Source organism: Leisingera sp. S232, from assembly GCF_049800895.1.
In the GTDB taxonomy this organism is placed as follows: domain Bacteria; phylum Pseudomonadota; class Alphaproteobacteria; order Rhodobacterales; family Rhodobacteraceae; genus Leisingera.
This window is the reverse complement of the sequence record NZ_JBNAFX010000019.1, coordinates 46,485-64,796: the sequence shown is the minus strand read 5'-3', so window position 1 is coordinate 64,796 and position 18,312 is coordinate 46,485. Positions and strand designations below refer to the sequence as shown.

Sequence of the window (18,312 nt, the reverse complement as noted above, 5' to 3'; positions counted from 1 at the left end):
CAGAGCCGGGCCGAACCCTTACTGGGCCACACCAATCAGCTTTTTGCAGATATTCACCGCGATGGGCGCATTGTCCCCATAGCCGGTTGCGTTGATGGAATTGGCAAAATCCTCGGTCACCGGCGCCCCGCCGACAATCACCGGAATGTCCAGCCCGGCATCCGCGATCTCTTTGATCGACATCTGCATAAAAGGCATCGTGGTGGTCAGCAGCGCGGACAGACCGATGACATCGGCATTCACCTCGCGCGCGGTTTCGATCACCGCCTCCGCCTTGGTGTTGACGCCCAGATCGATCACCTTGAACCCGGCCCCTTCCAGCATCATGCCGACCAGATTCTTGCCGATATCGTGCAGATCACCAAAGACAGTGGCCAGAACCACGGTGCCCTTGGATTCCGATTGGGTGGCGGTCAGGATCGGCTTAAGCACCGCGAGTCCCGCTTTCATCGCGCGCGCGGCCAACAGCATCTCGGGCACGAACAGTTCGCCGGCGGCAAACAGATCGCCAACTTCGCCCATGGGCGGGATCAGGCCCTCATCCAGAATGGCCAGCGGATCGCAGCCCATATCCAACGCTTTTTGAACAAGCTCGGGGCACTGTTCCTCATCAAAATCCATAACGGATTCAAAAATGTCCTTATAGATCTGCTGGGCATTTTCATCGCGGAACTGGCTCGACTTGGCGCCCGAGGCGTCAATGCCCATAAAGCCCTTGCCGCCTGCAATCTCCGGCGCGATGCCATCCGGCCCGGACAGAACCTCGCCCGCATAGGGCCGAATGCCCTTGTTGAAATCGTTGACCGCATCAATGGCGTAGCGCACGTTTTCCGCAGGTGTCTGAGCCGAGAATGAACACAGATACAGGAAGAACTTGTCACCAAATTCGCCGCGGCTGCCAACTTCCATATATTCATGGACCCGCTGGGTGATCTGCTCTTTGTTGCCATTTTGCAAAAGCAGGGTGCCCACGCCAAAGCTCAGCGCACAACCCCGTACGTCGGCATAGGCCCGGGCGCGTTCGGTACCGACCCGGAAACAATCGGGATCCTGGATTTTCAGGTATTGCGGGGTGACATGCAGCTTGACGTCCCAATAGTTTTCGATGTTCTCGGCAAAGCTGTCGCCCCACCAGTTGTCCGACCGGATACCCTTGCCGCCGCCGCACAGCTTGCGCAGCTTGTCCAGGTAAGGCACGGAAAATTCCTGCAGGATGTCTTCGGTGATGAACGGCAAAGAGCCTACAGCATCCTTGCCGTTTGCAATCCAGGCATCTGGAACCACCTTAAAATAGGCGTTGATGTAGGGCGCCAGCACCTCCTCAACCAAAAAGTCCAGCAGTTTGTGAACGAATTTGGGGTTCTCGTTCATCGCCAGAATCAGGTTTTCGAACTGCATGACCTGCGCGGCCAGATTGATGGGTGAGCAATAGTGAATCGGATGGGTGTAGCCGGTCAATTCGTGGCAGATTTGAAGCACTTCCAAGACCCATGGCATCCGCGCGGTTTTCAACGGGTCCGGCGCCTTGGCCCGAAGCAGGTCCTTTTCATTGGCAATGATCACTTCGGTGTTGTCGAGCGCAGGATAGAGCGTATCAAACCACGCCATCTTGCCGCCCAGGGCCTCGGCTTCGACCGAATACACGTCCCAGACCATATCAGGCACATGAAAGCCCATATCGCGCTGCACATCCAGGCTGCCGCGCACGAACAATTCAGGGTCGCGGAAAAAATCGTGCCCGTTCAGACCGCCGTGCGCCATGCAAAATTCAGCCATTTGGGTTGTAACAGGAATGATATCGGATCGCCCGCCATCCATGATGGCCTTGTAACCTGCAAGCTCCCGACCAAAATCGTATTCATACCCGGACATATGTGTGCTCCTTTTCAGGACCAGCGGACAACAGCACGCAGAGATGCGTTCCGAAACCGCTGTATCTATTGAATGAATTCGAACCGCGCCACAAAAGACTGGGCCGCCGAAGCGACCGGTTTGTTTGCGGATCAGGGCTGGAGCACGAAGCGTTGGAAAGCCCTTTGTTGAGCGCGAAAGCCGCTCATCTATCGGGATAAAACGTAGACAAGGCCCTTTTACCTGTCAACCTGACCCCAGGATTGGTCACGGCAACTCCTGATCCGATGGTACCGCAATGCTCAGGAATATCTTGAGCGTCTAAAACGATTTGCGGTCGCCCCGGCAGATCAGGAACTGTGTAAGGAACCTGCTCAGGTCTTGAATGCGCAGCATGCAGAAATCTGGCGGCCACTCGGCCTCGCTGCCGGGCAAGATGGACACGCCCGCATTTCCGCCCACCAATGCGTGCACGGCGGCACGTTCGTTAATCTCAATCCCCCCTTGAGGGCTGATCCGAGGAGCGTCAAGATAGTCTTTGATCAACTGCGGGATGCGCAAGATCCGGGTCGATTGCCGCCGCGCGGTTCAGGCAGGGTGCTGGCAGCAAAGGAGCCCCCATGACCAAGATCACCGCCCTCCCCACAGACCTTGTCCGCACCCTGCAGGGTGGCGGCCCTGACGCCTATGGCCAGAAGCCCGAGCGCGCCGTGTCCGACGGCGGCGGCAACCCCTGCCGCCACTGCCTGCACCACATCCCCGAAGGCGCAGAGATGCTGATCCTGGCCCACCGCCCCTTCCCTGCGGCGCAGCCTTATGCAGAGACCGGGCCGATCTTTCTGTGTGCAGACCCTTGCGATCGGCATGAAGGGACGGAAGTGCCGGAGGTGCTGGAAAACGCGCCGGACTATCTGATCAAGGGCTACAGCGCCGATCACCGGGTCGTTTACGGCACCGGCAGTGTCATCCCGCAGACAAAGATGATGGCGCGGGCCGAGGCGATCTTTGCCGATGAGCAGGTGGCCTACATCCATGTCCGGTCGTCGCGCAACAACTGCTATCAGGCACGGATTGATCGGGGGTGAGGGGTTGGGGGCGGGCTTCAGGCTGAAGGGTGCCCATTGCAGCGGGCAGCTCTGCACGCAATTGTCCGGTCGGTCTGACCAGGCAATTGGCCCCCTTCACAAACTGCCCCCACGCGCATGGCCCTGCAATCCCTAGAGCACACAATACGGCATTGCGAAAACCGCCGGAAAGGGAAGCTGCAAAAAATTGCAGAGAGCTTTACCTGACTATGCATTGTATTTTGCCCGAAGGTCACAAATTCAGCCGCCGCCGCATTATGAAAGAGCTGCGACTTGGAGCAGGCTCAGAGAATAAATGAAGGTTGTTGGCCGGACCGTGAATTGGCATGTATGCGAGATGCTTCGTTTCCTTGCTCATTCAAGTCTCGTATTGTTCCTGACAGTCCTGACCCAGATCGGCGGATTAGCATGGCTCATTGCTGTATTCTTTCAGCGTCGACTGATCGCATTTGTATTTGCATACGCCCTTTTGACAGTGGCAGCAGCGTGGATAGCGCCTAGCTTTGGCCGTGTTGCCCTGAGCTGTATGGATCGCGGGCCACTCCACGTCCAGAACTGGATGTATTGCACTCTGAATCGAAACTATGTCACGCCCGAACTCGCCGATATTCTGGCAGAGACCGCCGAGGAGATGGACCGGCGGTTCCCCGATACAAAGACGCTGGTGTTGGATGCAAATTTTCCGTTCTTTGACGGCTTTCCGCTCGTGCCCCATCTTTCGCATGATGATGGCGAGAAAGTTGATATCGCACTTTATTATAGAAGCGAAGCAGGGTACCTGCCGGGTTCGACACGGTCACCGATAGGCTACTTTGCCTTTGAGCAAGGTCCGTCAGAATGCGCCAAAACCTGGCCAACTCTCAGATGGGATTTCGGCATGTTGCAACCCATGTGGCGCAGCTACAATCTGGATGCGGTCCGTAACAGAGCCGTTCTGCAGATTCTCGCACGGCACGAAAAAGTCGGGAAAATCTTTATTGAGCCCCATCTGGTTCAGGCGCTGAATGTGCCGCATCCAAAAATCCGCTTCCAAGGCTGCCGTGCGGCACGGCATGATGACCACATCCATTTTCAGCTAAAGTAGCAAGCCAAGGCATATAATTTCTGTGTTTCATAAAGGCATTTGGCTGCTTGCCACCCAAATTCAGGACATGAACCCGTGCTGCGCCGATCTTTCTTTCACCCCGCCTTGGTCAGCGACAGGAAGACATCTTCCAGATCCGCCTCTTCGGTTTTTACGTCGCGGATTGAAATCCCCGCCGCATGAACTGCGGCCAGCACATCTTCGGCGCTGGTGGCCTGGCTGCGGTAGCGCAGGGCGACAGAGCCGTCCGGGCGCAGTTCGGCTTCGATCCCGCGCCCCTGTGGAAGCTTGGTCACCGGCACTGCGGGGTGCACCACCATGGTCTTGGCATCAAGACGGCCCAGCAGGCGCGCGGTCGTGTCGCGCGCGACCACTTCGCCCTGGTTGATGATGGCGATCTCGTCGCACATCTCCTCGGCTTCCTGCAGATAGTGGGTGGTGAGGATGATGGTCATGCCCTGCGCATTCAGTTTGCGGATGTTCTCCCACAGCATCTGGCGCAGTTCGATGTCGACGCCTGCGGTGGGTTCGTCCAGCACCAGGACGCTGGGCCGGTGGACCAGCGCCTTGCCCAAAAGCAGCCGCCGCCGCATGCCACCTGAGAGGGTGCGGGCATAGGCCTCTGCCTTGTCCTCCAGCCCGATCATCCGCAGAATTTCGTCGCTGTGGCGTTCGGATTTCGGCACGCCGTAGAGCCCTGCCTGCACCTCCAGCGCGCCGCGTGGGGTAAAGAAGGGATCCAGGTTCAGTTCCTGCGGCATCACGCCGATGGCGGCACGGCTTTGACGGGGGTTTTCGTCCTGGTCAAAACCCCAGATCGACACCGCGCCGGAAGTCTTGCGCACCAGCCCTGCCAGAATGTTGATCATCGTCGACTTGCCCGCACCATTGGGGCCAAGCAGACCAAAGACTGAACCGCGCGGAACGGTCAGATCCACACCTTTCAGGGCGTGTTTCTCTGGCTGGCCTTTGTGGCCCTTGTAGATTTTGCGCAAAGCTTCGATACGGATTGCATCTGTACTCATCGCCGCTCTTGCCCCCGGTTTTTCCTTGGCTCATAAATGCGCCTAGCTGAAAAGTGAAAGGATCGCCAGCCATGAGCACCGCCCCTAGCCCTGACGCGCCGGAAACCAGGACCGTGAACAGCCGCAAGGTGGCCTGCGACGGCAGCGAGGGTGCGCTGGGTCATCCGCGCGTGTATCTGCAGATCCCCGAAGAACAGGGCTGGGTCGAATGCCCCTATTGCGACTGCAAATTCATCTATGAGGATGCGGCCAAGGCGGCGGAGTGATCCGGGCTTTTCCTCTCTATGCTGACCACATGGGCTGCGGCTGATGGCACAGTTTCTGATCGTCTACCACAGCCGCACCGGCGGCAGCCGCCGGATGGCGCAAGCTGCGGCTGAAGCGGCGCGGGATGAGATCGAAACCGTTCTGAAGCGCGCCGAGGACACCGGAGCAGAGGATCTGCTGGCGGCGGATGGCTACCTGTTCTGCGCGCCGGAAAACCTGGCGGCCCTGTCCGGCCAGATGAAGGAATTCTTTGACCGATGCTATTATCCGGTGCTGGGTCAGATCGAGGGGCGACCCTATGCGCAGATGGTCTGTGCCGGATCAGACGGTGAAAACGCAGCGCGGCAATGCGCGCGGATTGCCACCGGCTGGCGCCTGAAAGAGGTGCAGCAGCCGCTGATCATCTGCACCCATGCGCAGACCCCGGAGGCCATTCTGGCAGAGAAGGTGATCCCCGAAGATCAGCTGGAGGCCTGCCGCGAGCTGGGGCTGGCAATGGGCGCGGGGCTGGCGTTGGGGGTGTTTTGATTGCACCCGGGCTGAAAGCTCAATCGACGAACCAGAAATCGCCCAGCCGGGTACCGGAGGCGGCAAACATGCCGCGGTAGGTTCCGTCAGGCAGCGCTCCGGCCAGGGCACACAGATCCTGGCCTTTGCGGAACTCTGCCCAGCGGCTGCAGATCCGGTCGCCGTCCAGCCACCAGGTGCCGGTGTCCTCACCCAGGCGGGGAATGCTGACTTCAAACGTGCCGTCCACCCGCAGCAACGCGGAGCCGGCAAAGCTCAGCCGTGTGAAGGCGATCTTGCGGTCATGGGTGAAGAGGGATTGTATCTCCTGTCCTGTGAGCATCCTGACGTCTTCGCGGCAGGCGGTCAGAAACAAGAGGACGAAGGGCAAAACAAGTCTTGGCATGGCAACCACTTAGCCGCAGCCCGGCACCCTGCGCAATCGCGCCGACTGACCGCCGGATCACATCTGCGTGCGACCATACTGGCAGCAGCGGGCAACAGGGCGATTGCGGACAGCGGCGGGATACTGAATAACACTGTCAAATCTATCACGCGCGAATGAACCGGGGAACAGCACTATGAGCGGAACACAATTCGGCAAGGGCTGCCATCTGCATCTGATCGACGGCTCGGCCTTCATCTTCCGCGCCTATCACGCGCTGCCGCCGCTGACGCGCAAATCCGACGGGCTGCCGATTGGTGCCGTGGCCGGTTTCTGCAACATGCTGTTCAAGCAGGTCGAGGATAACAAAGGCCCCGATGCGCCGACCCATGTGGCCGTGATCTTTGACCATTCGGGCAAGTCGTTCCGCAATGAGATGTACGATCAGTACAAGGCCAATCGCCCGCCGGCACCCGAGGATCTGGTGCCGCAGTTCCCGCTGACTCGCGAAGCCACCAAGGCGTTCAACATCGCCTGCAAGGAGGTTGAGGGGTTCGAGGCCGACGACATCATCGCCACGCTCGCGCATCAGGCGCGGGATGCGGGCGGGCGCTGCACTATTATCTCCTCGGACAAGGACCTGATGCAGCTGGTCGGCGGCGGCGTCGAGATGCTGGATGCGATGAAGAACAAGCGCATCGACAGCGACGGCGTGCAAGAGAAATTCGGTGTCGGCCCCGACCGGGTGGTGGATGTTCAGGCGCTGGCGGGCGACAGCGTCGACAACGTGCCGGGGGCGCCCGGGATCGGGATCAAAACGGCTGCCTTGCTGATCAATGAGTTCGGCGATCTGGAGACACTTCTGGACCGCGCCGAAGAGATCAAGCAGCCCAAGCGCCGCCAGACCCTGATCGAGATGCGCGACCAGATCGAGCTGTCGAAGAAGCTGGTGCAGCTGGACTGCAATATGGAGCTGGATTTCACCCTGGACGATCTGGAGGTGAAGGAGCCGGTTGCAGAGGCGCTGCTGACCTTCCTCAGCGAAATGGAGTTCCGCACGCTTTCGAAACGCATGGCCGATCAGCTGGGCATGGACGCCCCCGCCATCCCGGAGGCACCAGCGGCCGCAGTGGCAGCTGTGCCGGAAGCAATTCCCTTTGATAAAGAAAAATATGAATGCGTCCGTGATGCAGCGGCCTTGCAGGTTTGGATCGACCGCATCCGCCAGCGCGGCTGGGTGGCGGTGGATACCGAAACCACCGGGCTGGATGACATGGTGGTGGATCTGGTTGGCGTCTCGCTGTGTGTGGAGGCCGGCGAGGCCTGCTATATCCCGCTGACCCACAAGGCGGGCAGCGATGATTTGTTCGGCGGTGAAGGCCTGTCTGAAGGGCAGATGCCGCTGGCAGAAGCCCTGGCGATGCTGAAACCGGTTCTTGAGGATCCGGCGATCCTCAAGATCGGCCAAAACATGAAATACGACGCCAAGATCCTGCACCGTTACGGCGTGGATGTGGCACCGGTCGATGACACTATGCTGATGTCTTATGCGTTGCATGCCGGCATGCACGGGCATGGCATGGACGCGCTGTCGGAGCGGTATCTGGACCATACCCCGATCCCGATCAAACCGCTCTTGGGCTCTGGCAAATCGGCGATCACCTTTGACAAGGTGCCGATAGACGACGCGGTGCCCTATGCGGCTGAGGACGCCGATATCACCCTGCGCCTGTGGCAACTGTTCAAACCGCAGCTACATCAGGAGCAGGTCACCACCGTCTATGAAACGCTGGAACGGCCGCTGGTGCCGGTGCTGGCGGATATGGAGCGCAACGGCATCAAGGTGGACCGCGATACGCTGTCGCGCATGTCCAACGCCTTTGCCCAGAAGATGGCCGGGCTGGAGGCCGAAATCCACGAGCTGGCGGGAGAGACGTTCAATGTCGGTTCACCTGCGCAACTGGGAGAAATCCTGTTTGACAAGATGGCCCTGCCCGGCGGCAAGAAAGGCAAGAACGGCAAGTATTCCACCGGCGCGGATATTCTGGAGGATCTGGCCACCGAACATGATCTGCCTGCCCGGGTGATGGACTGGCGCCAGCTGAGCAAGCTGAAATCGACCTATACGGATGCGTTGCAGGACCATATCAATGCGGATACGGGCCGGGTGCATACATCTTATGCACAGACCGGGGCCAGCACCGGCCGCATGGCCTCGACCGATCCGAACCTGCAGAACATCCCTGTGCGCACCGAGGAAGGCCGCCGCATCCGCGAGGCCTTTGTGGCGGAGACAGGCAATGTGCTCTTGTCGCTCGACTACAGCCAGATCGAACTGCGGATTCTGGCGCATATGGCCGGGATCGATGCGCTGAAGCAGGCCTTTGCGGAAGGCGTTGATATTCACGCGCTGACCGCGTCGGAAATGTTCGAGGTGCCGCTGGAAGAGATGACGCCGGAGATCCGCCGCCAGGCCAAGGCGATCAACTTTGGTGTAATCTACGGCATTTCGGGCTTTGGCCTGGCGCGCAACCTGCGCATTCCGCGCAAGGACGCGCAGGGCTTCATCGACCGCTATTTCGAACGGTTCCCGGGCATCCGCAAGTATATGGATTCCACGGTGGAATTCGCCAAGGAGCATGGCTATGTGCAGACCCTGTTCGGCCGCAAGATCCACACCGCGGAGATCAACGCCAAGGGGCCGAAGGCAGGGTTTGCCAAGCGCGCCGCGATCAACGCACCAATCCAGGGTACAGCTGCGGATGTGATCCGCCGGGCAATGATCCGGATGCCGCAGGCCATCGCCCATCTGCCCGCGCGGATGCTGTTGCAGGTGCACGACGAACTGCTGTTCGAAGTGCCCGAAGCAGCGGTGGAGGAGACCATAGAAACCGCCCGCCGGGTGATGGAAAACGCCGCCGATCCTGCGGTGCATCTGGACGTGAAACTGGTGGTGGATGCCGGCCGCGGACAGAACTGGGCAGAAGCCCACTAAGGAACCTTCCGGGACGTGGGCGGGGGGCTCCCGCCCGGCTTCGATCTGACGATCTCATCCCGTTGGGCATGGCGCCGCTGACGCGGCGCAGCGCGCGCCGCAACCTTTCCGCTCCGCGTCAAGGGAGACGCTGTCTCGACGCGGACAGCGCAGCTTGTCCTCGACGCGACCCGGACTGAAAACACTCACGATCGCCTCTCAAGGGTACAGTTGCCCGTAGGGGCTTCTCAGCAGGAACCCGGCGCGCCGCGCCAGCGGCGCCACGCCCAACGGCTGCGGATGCATCGTAGATGCGGCCAGCAGCGGGCGGGAGTGCTCCGCTGCCGGATCAGCGCTGCCGGATCACCTCTCCGGCGGCTGTTTTACCAGTTTGGACACCAGCTTGCGCACCAGAGGCGAGGCGGTGAAAGCGACTGCAAAGGCCACAGGCCAACTGAGGCTCCACGCGCCCATCCAGGCTTCTGAAAACCCCTCCACCGGGCCAAGCGCCCGCAGCGTGGCAACGCCTGTCACGATCAAGGACATCATCCCCGACAGGATCAGACTAAACAAAACCGGGGCATAACGCGCAGGCAGCATGGGCAGTGTCCTCTATTTGGCTTGCGCCTCTCATTTGCAGACCTCGAGACGCATTCCAAATAACGTATGCGTCAGATCTCTGCGGCAGGTCAGCACATCCAGGCGAGACTGTCCTCGGTCCGTTTGGTCGAAGGCGAGTACTCGGCACTGACCCAGCCTTCATAACCATCTGCGTCGATGGCGGCAAACAGCTCCTGAAAATCCACCGGACCGGTGCCCGGCTCGCAGCGTCCGGGCGCTGCGCCGATCTGCACATGCACGGCCTGTTTGCCAAAAGTTTCCCACACTTTGGCCGCGTCGCCGTGGATCAGCTGGGCGTGGTAAGCGTCATACTGCAGCCCGACATTGGGCCGGTCCACGGCGGCCAGAATTTCTGCCGCCAGATTATAGTCATCGAGGAAATAGCCAGGCTGGTCGCCGCTGTTCAAAGGCTCGATGGTGAACTGCTGGGCGGGCGCCCGGTCGGCAGCCCATTGCAGGTTCGCCACAAAGGTCTTCTGCGCCGCTGCCCCCTTGGCATAGCCTGCCATAACGTGGATCTTTCCGGCCTTCAGCGCCTCGGCATATCGCAGCACCCTGCGAATGTCGCGCTGGAAGCGGTCGGCCCCTTCTGGCACTGCCGCATAACCGGGCATGCCGCCGGTATAATTCGGCGGCGGTGCGTTGATCAGCAAAAGCTCCAGCCCGTTTGCGAGCAGCGCCCGCTGGGTTTCCTTGGCTGCCAGTTCATAAGGATACAGGATCTCTACCGCTTCGAACCCTGCAGCGGCGGCGGCCTGAAACCTGTCAAGGTAAGGCAGCTCGGCAAACAGCATCGAGATGTTGGCGGCGAATCTTGGCATCGGGTCCTCCTGGCTTCACGGAGGTTTAGCGCGGGCGAATCCGTGAGGCCAAGATACAGAAAACAATGCATTGTCTGTTTACTGCAAGGCACAGCAGCAACGCTGGACCCATGAGCGGCAGAATACCGCCGCCGGGTTCAGCCTGCGTCCAGCTCGGCAGAGGCGATCAGCGGGAAAAATTCCCCTGCGGACCAGACCCCGAACCAGTCCTGATGGTGCTCTCCCAGCTCGGCAAGCCGGTAGAAGCTCTTGCGGTCGATACGCGCCTCCAGGCCTGCGCGCACCATGACATAAGGAGAAGGTTCGCCGGTGCTGCTGTCACGCTCGACACGAATCGGATGCATTGCGCCTGCGGCAGTGGTGTCCCCCACATTGGTGGTGAAAGTGATCACCTGATCGCGCCCCTGCCCGGCAACATCGAAATCAACGGCCACAAACGGCGCATCTTCGACCGTGATTCCCACTTTCTCAACCGGGGTGACCAGGAAATACTTGCCGTTCTCCAGTTTGAGAATGGAGGCAAACAGCTTGACCAGCTCGAACCGGGTGAAGGGGGTGCCAAGGTAGTGCCAGCTGCCGTCGCGGGCGATGCGGATGTCCAGATCGCCGCAGAACGGCGGGTTCCACAGGTGAACGGGCGGCAACCCCTTGCCTTTTCCGGCCGCTTTGGCGGCTGCGGCGATGCCCTCAGCGTCAGGGGTCACGGGGTTTTGTCCGCTCATTGCTTTTGCCATTTCCTGTCAGCACGATAGAGTGACACCATATATCCGTGAAACGAGGAATGTCATGCCCGAACCCGACGATCTGCTGGCCGGCATCGAAGCGCTGGAAGCGAAGCTGCAACAGGCGCGCGAATCGATCACCAAGCGCTTTATCGGACAGGAGCGGGTGGTGGATCTCACCCTGTCGGTCCTTTTGTGCGGTGGCCATGGGCTGCTGATCGGCCTGCCCGGCCTCGGCAAGACCCGGCTGGTGGAAACCCTCAGCGCGGTGATGGGGCTGGATGGCAGCCGCATCCAGTTCACACCGGACCTGATGCCTGCCGATATTCTGGGCTCAGAAGTTCTGGACACGGCAGCAGACGGCCACCGGTCATTCCGTTTTGTGCCGGGGCCGGTGTTCTGCCAGCTCTTGATGGCAGATGAGATCAACCGCGCCAGCCCCCGTACCCAGTCGGCGCTGCTGCAGGCAATGCAGGAGCGGATGGTGACGGTCGCCGGCGAAGACCGGCCGCTGGGGACACCGTTTCATGTGCTGGCAACCCAGAACCCGATTGAACAGGAAGGCACCTATCCGCTGCCCGAAGCGCAGCTGGATCGTTTCCTGCTGCAGATCGATGTGAATTACCCGGACCGGGCGACCGAGCGGGATATTTTGCTGGCCACCACCGGCGCCGAAGAGGCCGAGGCCTATCAGGTCTTCACCACAGATGAGCTGATCGCGGCGCAGACCCTGCTGCGGCGGATGCCAGTCGGCGAAACCGTGGTGGAGATGATCCTTGATCTGGTGCGGGCCTTCCGCCCCGATGAGCCGGATGTCTCGGACCGTGTGGCCCAGACCGTGGCCTGGGGACCGGGCCCGCGGGCCGCGCAGGCGCTGATGCTGGCGGTTCGCGCGCGGGCACTGCTGCAGGGGCGGCTGGCGCCCAACGCAGAGGATGTGCTGGACATGGCGAAACCGGTGCTGAGCCATCGGATGCAGCTGAATTTTGCGGCCCGGGCGCGCGGCGACAGCCTGGCTGCGCTGATTGCTGAAACCGCACGCGAACTGGCCCGGACCGGGGCCGCCGCGTGACCAGGCCTGCTGCCTCTGAGGCTGCAACGGGATTGCGGCACCGGGCGGAGGCCGAAGCCAGCGCCCTGCCGCCTCTCTTGGTACAGGCACGGCATCTGGCCGGATCGGTGCTGATGGGCGAACACGGCCGCCGCCGAGCCGGCACAGGCGATAACTTCTGGCAGTACCGCCCGGCCCAGGCCGGCGACAGCCGCCGGATGATCGACCACCGCCGGTCCGCCATGGGCGATGTTCAATACGTGCGGGAACGGGAATGGCAGATTGCGCAAACAGTGCATCTGTGGGTGGATACCGGCGCCTCGATGCGTTTTGCCTCAGCCTCCAAACTGCCGCAGAAGGCAGAGCGCGCAAGGCTGCTGGGCCTTGCAGCTGCGGTGCTGATGCTGCAGGCCGGCGAGCGGGTGGGCCTGACCGGCGGCGCCCTGCCGCCACGGCGCGGCAATGTGCAGATCCTGCGGCTGGCTGAGGCCCTGTCCGATGACAGCAACGAAGAGTACGCCCCACCCGGCCACCGGGCGCTGATCCCACATGCGCGCGCGCTGTTTATCTCTGACTTTCTGGGTCCGTATGAACCGGTCGAACAGGCGCTGTCAAAGGCCGCGGCGCGCGGTGTCCGGGGCGTTCTGCTGCAGGTGCTTGACCCGGCGGAGGAAGCCTTTCCCTTCTCTGGCCGCACCCTGTTTGAAAGCATGGCTGGCGGCGTCACACATGAAACACTGAAGGCCTCCGCCTTGCAGGAGCGGTATCTGGACCGGCTGGCGGAACGGCGCAGCGCGCTGGAACGGCTGTGCCGCGAGGCCGGGTGGCGGTTCAGCCAGCACCACACGGGCGATCCGGCGCAGACGGCGCTGATGTGGCTCTATCACGCATTGGAACGGACCGCGCCATGACCATGATTGCAGGCATCGGCTTTACCGCGCCCTGGCTTTTGCTGGGACTGCTGGGGCTGCCGCTGCTGTGGTTGCTTTTGCGGGCCATCCCGCCCGCGCCTAAACGCCAGGCGTTTCCGGCAGTGACACTGTTGTTGGGCCTGAAAGATGACGAAAGCCTGTCGGACCGCACGCCCTGGTGGCTCTTGCTGCTGCGGTTCGCGGCAGTGGCCGCCGCAATCATCGGGCTTTCCGGGCCGGTGCTGAACCCTGCTGCCGAGGACGGTGGCGGCAGCGGGCCAGTACTGATTGTGATGGACGCCAGCTGGGGCGGCGCGGCGGGCTGGAAGCAGACCGTCGCCCAGGCCCGGGCGCAGCTGGAGGAAGCTGGCCGGGCTGAGCGCCCCGCCGCCTTGCTGCAGCTGACCGCGCCCGAGCCATTGCAGTTCCGCGCGGCCAGCGGCTGGCAGCGGCAGCTGGCCGGGCTGGCGCCGCTGCCCTGGCAACCGGGACCAGAGCAGCTGGCGCAGGCATTGGAGGCCATTAACGGGGTCGAGGGTGGTTTTGACACGGTCTGGTTCAGTGACGGGCTGGATTATGCCGACCACGGAGAACTGATAGAGGCACTGAGCCGTCGCGGGGACATAGAGGTTTTTGAACAGCCTCTGCCGGTGCTGGGGCTGCTGCCTGCCAGTTACACCGGCAGTGCGATCGCGCTGACCGCGCAGCGCAGCCGCGCCGGCGCGGCACAGGAGATTTCAGTGGTCGCGCAGGGCAAGGATCCAGGCGGCACCGAGCGCAGCCTGGCTTCGCTGCCGCTGCGGTTTGCTGATGGCGCCCGCACGGCCACCGCAGAACTGTCGCTGCCCGCCGAACTGCGGGCGCGGCTGTCCCGGTTTGAAATCCGGGGTGCGAATTCCGCCGGTGCGGTGGCCCTCACGGATGACAGCCTGCGCCGCCGCGAAGTGGCGCTGGTGTCGTCGCAAAGCGCCGATGAAGGCTTGGCGCTCTTGTCGCCGATGCATTACCTGCGCCAAGCGCTGGCGCCTTCGGCGGAGCTGCTGGAAGGCGCGCTGGCAGACCTGCTGCCCGCCAACCCGGATGTGATCGTCTTGGCCGATGTGGCGCGACTGGCACCGGCGCAGGAAGAGGCGGTCATTGAATGGGTCGAAAACGGCGGCCTTTTGCTGCGGTTTGCCGGGTCGCGACTGGCCGCCAGCGACACCGCCCGCGCTGGCGAGGAGCCGCTGATGCCGGTGCGGCTGCGCATCGGCGGCCGCAGTATCGGCGGCGCCATGAGCTGGGGAGAGCCGAAAACGCTGGCACCATTTGGTGAGACCTCGCCCTTTTTCGGGCTGGAGAGTCCAGGCGAAGTGTCGGTCCGCTCGCAGGTGGTGGCGCAGCCGGACCCGGAACTGGCGGACCGGGTGATTGCGGAACTGGCCGATGGCACGCCGCTGGTCACCCGCAAGACACTGGGCCAGGGTCAGGTGGTGCTGTTTCACGTGACCGCCAACGCCGAATGGAGCAATCTGCCGCTGTCGGGCCTGTTCGTATCCATGCTGGAGCGGCTGGCGGTGTCCTCCTCCGCCGCGGCCCCCAAGGCGGAAGACCTGGAAGGGACCACCTGGACGCCGCTGCAGGTGCTGGACGGCTTTGGCCGCATGGAAGCCGCGGAAACGCTGCCTGGCGTGGCGGGTCCTGACCTGGTGGCGGCCCCCGCCGGGCCGCAGCTGCGGCCCGGGATCTATGACAGCGGGCGCCGGATGCTGGCGCGCAATGTTCTGCGCCAGGGCGACGAACTGTCAGCCGCGCGCTGGCCTGCCTCGGTTGCTGTCAGCGGCTATGGCGCGCCACAGGCGCTGCCGATGGGTGGTGTGTTGCTGGCACTGGCGCTGGGGCTTCTGGCGCTGGATGTGCTGGGCACGCTGGCGGTCTCCGGCCTGCTGGCGCGCGCCCGAACTGCGGCGCTGGCAGCGGCAATTGGGCTTTCGGGCCTTGCCCTGCCACAGGACGTGCAGGCGCAACCCCTGCAGCCGGTGGAGGACAGCGCATTGGACTATCTGACGGCTGCTGGACTTGCCTCGGAACTGGTGCTGGCACATGTGCTGACGGGAGACGCACAGGTAGACAAGGTTGCCGCAGCGGGGCTGCGCGGGCTGACGGACACGCTGTTTCTGCGTACTTCGGTGGAGCCCGCCGCCCCCGTCAGCATTGATCTGGAACGGGATGAGCTGGCGTTCTTCCCGTTGCTGTATTGGCCTATCACACGCGATCAGCCACTGCCGTCGTCCGAAGCTTATGCAAAGCTCAACACTTATTTGCGGGCCGGTGGGATGATCCTGTTTGACACCCGTGATGCCGATTTGACGGCCTCTGGCGCCACCAGCCCGGCGGCACGGCGGCTGCAGCAGATTGCGCTGCCGCTGGATATCCCGCCGCTGGAAGTGGTGCCTGCAGACCATGTGCTGACGCGTGCCTTTTACCTGCTGCAGGCCTTCCCTGGCCGCCACGGGCGCGGCCCTGTCTGGGTCGAAGCTGCACCGCCTGATGCAGAACAGGCCGAGGGCATCCCCTTCCGCAATCTGAACGACGGGGTAACACCGGTGGTGATTGGCGGCAACGACTGGGCCGCGGCCTGGGCAGTGGACAGCAACGGGCGCCCCTTGCTGCCAGTGGGGCGCGGCTATGCCGGAGAACGCCAGCGGGAGCTGGCCTACCGCTTTGGCGTCAACCTGGTGATGCATGTGCTGACAGGCAATTACAAATCCGACCAGGTGCATGTCCCGGCCCTGCTGGACCGGCTGGGGCAATAGGGGTGACTTCATGACACAAACGATCCTGTTCGACCCCCTGCTGCCCTGGTCTGTGATTTGGGCCATCGGTGGCGTGACACTGGCAGCCTTGTTGCTGGGCGTGTGGAAAGGCCTCTCTGGCTGGGCCTTGCGGGCTTTGGCGGCGCTGGTGCTGCTCGCCGCGCTGTCAGGTCCGGTGCATCAGAGCGAGGACCGCGCGCCTCTCAGCGACATTGTGATCGTGGCAGAAGACCAGACCGCCAGCCAGCAGCTTCGGGACCGACCCGGACAGATGGCAGGCGCACGCAGCCAACTGAAGGCGGCGCTGGCAGCGCGTCCCGGCACAGAAGTACGCTGGGTCACGGTGGCGGATGGCGAAGGCGCCGAAGGCACACGGCTGATGACAGCCGTCACGCAGGCGCTGGCCGATGAGCCGCGGGCGCGGGTAGCCGGGATCATCGCCCTGTCCGACGGGCAGGTGCATGACGCGGACCTGCCGGTGCACCTGCCTGCACCGATGCACCTGTTGCTGACAGGCCGCGAAGACGACTGGGACCGGCGCCTGATTGTCAGGAATGCACCCGGCTTTGCCATCATCGGCGAGCCGGTGAAATTGACGCTCAGGATCGAGGATCAAGGCGCGGTGCCATCTGAGGGCGGATTTGCAGAGCTTGCGGTCTCTGTCGCGGGCGGGCCACCGCAGCGGTTTACCCTGCCGGTTGGTGTCGATTTTGAACTGCCGATGGTGCTGCAGCACGGCGGCCGCAATGTGATCCAGTTCAGCGTGCCTGAGGAACCGGGGGAGCTGACCGCGCGCAACAACGCCGCACTGGTGCAGATCAACGGGGTGCGCGACCGGCTGCGGGTTCTGCTGGTATCGGGCGAACCGCATGCAGGCGGGCGCACCTGGCGCAACCTTCTGAAGTCCGACAGCGCTGTGGATCTGGTGCATTTCACCATCCTGCGACCGCCTGAAAAACAGGATGGGGTGCCGGTCGAGGAACTGTCGCTGATCGCTTTTCCGACGCGCGAGCTGTTCCTGGAAAAAATCGAGGATTTCGACCTGATCATCTTTGACCGTTACAAGCGGCGCGGCATCCTGCCGGCGGTCTATCTGGACAATGTGGCCAATTACGCGATGAACGGCGGCGCCGTGCTGGTGGCGGCCGGCCCCGATTTTGCCAGCGCCGACAGCATCTATCGCTCGCCCCTGTCGCTGATCCTGCCGGCCGAGCCTTCGGCACGGGTTCTGGAGCAGGCGTTCCGGCCTGCGATCACGGATCTGGGCCAGCAGCATCCGGTCACATCCGGACTGGAAGGCGAAACAGACTGGGGCCGCTGGCTGCGCCAGATAGAATTGCGCGCACCAGAGGGGCATGTGTTGATGAGCGGTGCCGGAGAACGCCCTTTGCTGGTGCTGAACCGGGTGGGCGAAGGCCGGGTTGCCCTGCTGGCCTCGGACCACGCCTGGCTGTGGAGCCGCGGATATGAGGGCGGCGGGCCGCAGCTGGAGCTGCTGCGCCGGCTTGCCCATTGGATGATGAAGGAGCCGGAACTGGAGGAAGAAGCGCTCTGGGCGGAGGCCAGCGGCCAGCAGATGCGCATTTTGCGCCGCAGCCTGTCGCATCGCATAGGCCCGGTGACGGTCACCAATCCGGACGGTTCCACAGTGGAACTGGCGCTGCGCCAGACTGCCCCGGGTCTTTGGGAAGCCCGCTATGAAGGGCCGGAACAGGGGTTGTACCGCTTGCAGGAGGGGCAGGCGAACGCGGTTGCCGGGCTGGGGCCCGCGGCACCGAAAGAGTTTGAGGAAACCATTGCCACAGACACATTGCTGGCGCCGGTCCTGGCCCCCCTGCGCGGCGGGGTTTTGCGGCTGGAGGACGGCTTACCCGTCTTGCGCAACGTGCGGGCCGGGCGCCCGGCTTCAGGCCGTGGCTGGATCGGCCTGACCCCGCGGGACGCCTATGAGACACTCTCGGTCAGCCAGGGCCCGTTGCTGCCTGGCTGGCTGGCACTGCTGCTGGCGTCCTTTTTCATCGTTGCGGCATGGTTGCGCGAGGGGCAACGGTAGGCGGGTTTCGCAACCGGGCCGCTCCCGCCCATTCCCGGCTTCCTTGCGAAAGCCGTTCTGGTTGGGCCAAGCGCCGCGCCAAAGGCGCGGCGCGGGGGGGGGGGGGGGGGGCGCCCCCCGCCCCCACACAGAAAAAGAAGGGCGGGGAGACAGGGAGAAA

The 18,312-nt window shown here is 62.7% G+C and carries 16 protein-coding genes; 9 read left to right on the top strand and 7 right to left on the bottom strand.

The window, feature by feature from the left end; all coding sequences use genetic code 11:
* Positions 1–18 precede the first annotated feature (18 nt).
* Together ACP151_RS12765 and ACP151_RS12760 are read right to left on the bottom strand one after the other, a co-directional pair.
* Entirely contained in the window at positions 19–1,872 is a 1,854-nt protein-coding gene (locus ACP151_RS12765) for a cobalamin-dependent protein (RefSeq protein ID WP_424979286.1), read from the bottom strand.
* 300 nt (positions 1,873–2,172) lie between these two features.
* Complete coding sequence (locus ACP151_RS12760) at positions 2,173–2,412, bottom strand: hypothetical protein (protein ID WP_424979285.1); 240 nt, start codon at positions 2,410–2,412, stop codon at positions 2,173–2,175.
* A 59-nt stretch (positions 2,413–2,471) separates the two neighbouring features.
* Here ACP151_RS12760 and ACP151_RS12755 point away from each other — a divergent pair, with 59 nt between their 5' ends.
* Positions 2,472–2,936, top strand: a complete 465-nt coding sequence (locus tag ACP151_RS12755; RefSeq protein ID WP_424979284.1) for a DUF1203 domain-containing protein — start codon at positions 2,472–2,474, stop codon at positions 2,934–2,936.
* A 370-nt stretch (positions 2,937–3,306) separates the two neighbouring features.
* Positions 3,307–4,020 carry a hypothetical protein gene (locus ACP151_RS12750; protein WP_424979283.1) on the top strand — a complete coding sequence of 238 codons (714 nt, stop codon included), beginning with the start codon at positions 3,307–3,309 and terminating at the stop codon, positions 4,018–4,020.
* A 95-nt stretch (positions 4,021–4,115) separates the two neighbouring features.
* Here ACP151_RS12750 and ACP151_RS12745 read toward each other — a convergent pair whose 3' ends face one another.
* The gene (locus tag ACP151_RS12745) at positions 4,116–5,045 is read right to left on the bottom strand and encodes an ABC transporter ATP-binding protein (RefSeq protein WP_424979282.1); all 930 of its coding nucleotides are present in this window, start codon (positions 5,043–5,045) and stop codon (positions 4,116–4,118) included.
* Positions 5,046–5,116: 71 nt separating this feature from the next.
* On the opposite strand from ACP151_RS12745, the gene ACP151_RS12740 reads away from it, so the two are divergent.
* Entirely contained in the window at positions 5,117–5,311 is a 195-nt protein-coding gene (locus tag ACP151_RS12740; RefSeq protein ID WP_424979281.1) for a zinc-finger domain-containing protein, read from the top strand.
* Positions 5,312–5,354: 43 nt separating this feature from the next.
* Positions 5,355–5,840: a flavodoxin family protein gene (locus ACP151_RS12735; RefSeq protein ID WP_424979280.1), complete on the top strand. Its 486-nt coding sequence runs from the start codon at positions 5,355–5,357 to the stop codon at positions 5,838–5,840.
* A gap of 19 nt (positions 5,841–5,859) precedes the next feature.
* Here ACP151_RS12735 and ACP151_RS12730 read toward each other — a convergent pair whose 3' ends face one another.
* A complete protein-coding gene (locus ACP151_RS12730) occupies positions 5,860–6,225 on the bottom strand; it encodes a hypothetical protein (RefSeq protein ID WP_424979279.1) in 366 nt (121 codons plus the stop codon).
* 175 nt (positions 6,226–6,400) lie between these two features.
* On the opposite strand from ACP151_RS12730, the gene polA reads away from it, so the two are divergent.
* The gene (gene polA, locus ACP151_RS12725) at positions 6,401–9,199 is read left to right on the top strand and encodes a DNA polymerase I (protein WP_424979278.1); all 2,799 of its coding nucleotides are present in this window, start codon (positions 6,401–6,403) and stop codon (positions 9,197–9,199) included.
* A gap of 342 nt (positions 9,200–9,541) precedes the next feature.
* On the opposite strand, the gene ACP151_RS12720 is transcribed toward polA, so the two are convergent.
* The 3 genes from ACP151_RS12720 to ACP151_RS12710 form a co-directional block, all read right to left on the bottom strand.
* Positions 9,542–9,778 carry a DUF2798 domain-containing protein gene (locus ACP151_RS12720; RefSeq protein WP_424979277.1) on the bottom strand — a complete coding sequence of 79 codons (237 nt, stop codon included), beginning with the start codon at positions 9,776–9,778 and terminating at the stop codon, positions 9,542–9,544.
* 89 nt (positions 9,779–9,867) lie between these two features.
* Positions 9,868–10,620 carry a hydroxypyruvate isomerase family protein gene (locus ACP151_RS12715; protein WP_424979276.1) on the bottom strand — a complete coding sequence of 251 codons (753 nt, stop codon included), beginning with the start codon at positions 10,618–10,620 and terminating at the stop codon, positions 9,868–9,870.
* A 137-nt stretch (positions 10,621–10,757) separates the two neighbouring features.
* Positions 10,758–11,342, bottom strand: coding sequence for a DUF1285 domain-containing protein (locus tag ACP151_RS12710; RefSeq protein WP_424979275.1), 585 nt, complete (start codon positions 11,340–11,342; stop codon positions 10,758–10,760).
* 64 nt (positions 11,343–11,406) lie between these two features.
* Here ACP151_RS12710 and ACP151_RS12705 point away from each other — a divergent pair, with 64 nt between their 5' ends.
* Genes ACP151_RS12705 through ACP151_RS12690 form a run of 4 tightly spaced genes read left to right on the top strand, consistent with a single transcriptional unit; the run spans position 11,407 to position 18,152 of the window.
* Positions 11,407–12,414 carry an AAA family ATPase gene (locus ACP151_RS12705; RefSeq protein ID WP_424979274.1) on the top strand — a complete coding sequence of 336 codons (1,008 nt, stop codon included), beginning with the start codon at positions 11,407–11,409 and terminating at the stop codon, positions 12,412–12,414.
* On the top strand, positions 12,411–13,304 hold the full coding sequence (locus ACP151_RS12700; protein WP_424979273.1) for a DUF58 domain-containing protein: 894 nt from the start codon (positions 12,411–12,413) through the stop codon (positions 13,302–13,304). The genes ACP151_RS12705 and ACP151_RS12700 overlap by 4 nt, the downstream gene beginning before the upstream one ends.
* On the top strand, positions 13,301–16,099 hold the full coding sequence (locus ACP151_RS12695) for a DUF4159 domain-containing protein (protein WP_424979272.1): 2,799 nt from the start codon (positions 13,301–13,303) through the stop codon (positions 16,097–16,099). The genes ACP151_RS12700 and ACP151_RS12695 overlap by 4 nt, the downstream gene beginning before the upstream one ends.
* Positions 16,100–16,109: 10 nt before the next feature.
* Positions 16,110–18,152, top strand: coding sequence for a hypothetical protein (locus tag ACP151_RS12690; protein WP_424979271.1), 2,043 nt, complete (start codon positions 16,110–16,112; stop codon positions 18,150–18,152).
* Positions 18,153–18,312 lie beyond the last annotated feature (160 nt).

Bases quoted from the DNA above. Each gene is read 5' to 3' on its own strand.
- ACP151_RS12765 (WP_424979286.1), bottom strand. From the start codon at position 1,872: ATGTCCGGGTATGAATACGATTTTGGTCGGGAGCTTGCAGGTTACAAG.
- ACP151_RS12755 (WP_424979284.1), top strand. From the start codon at position 2,472: ATGACCAAGATCACCGCCCTCCCCACAGACCTTGTCCGCACCCTGCAG.
- ACP151_RS12745 (WP_424979282.1), bottom strand. From the start codon at position 5,045: ATGAGTACAGATGCAATCCGTATCGAAGCTTTGCGCAAAATCTACAAG.
- ACP151_RS12740 (WP_424979281.1), top strand. From the start codon at position 5,117: ATGAGCACCGCCCCTAGCCCTGACGCGCCGGAAACCAGGACCGTGAAC.
- ACP151_RS12735 (WP_424979280.1), top strand. From the start codon at position 5,355: ATGGCACAGTTTCTGATCGTCTACCACAGCCGCACCGGCGGCAGCCGC.
- ACP151_RS12730 (WP_424979279.1), bottom strand. From the start codon at position 6,225: ATGCCAAGACTTGTTTTGCCCTTCGTCCTCTTGTTTCTGACCGCCTGC.
- polA (WP_424979278.1), top strand. From the start codon at position 6,401: ATGAGCGGAACACAATTCGGCAAGGGCTGCCATCTGCATCTGATCGAC.
- ACP151_RS12720 (WP_424979277.1), bottom strand. From the start codon at position 9,778: ATGCTGCCTGCGCGTTATGCCCCGGTTTTGTTTAGTCTGATCCTGTCG.
- ACP151_RS12715 (WP_424979276.1), bottom strand. From the start codon at position 10,620: ATGCCAAGATTCGCCGCCAACATCTCGATGCTGTTTGCCGAGCTGCCT.
- ACP151_RS12710 (WP_424979275.1), bottom strand. From the start codon at position 11,342: ATGAGCGGACAAAACCCCGTGACCCCTGACGCTGAGGGCATCGCCGCA.
- ACP151_RS12705 (WP_424979274.1), top strand. From the start codon at position 11,407: ATGCCCGAACCCGACGATCTGCTGGCCGGCATCGAAGCGCTGGAAGCG.
- ACP151_RS12695 (WP_424979272.1), top strand. From the start codon at position 13,301: ATGACCATGATTGCAGGCATCGGCTTTACCGCGCCCTGGCTTTTGCTG.
- ACP151_RS12690 (WP_424979271.1), top strand. From the start codon at position 16,110: ATGACACAAACGATCCTGTTCGACCCCCTGCTGCCCTGGTCTGTGATT.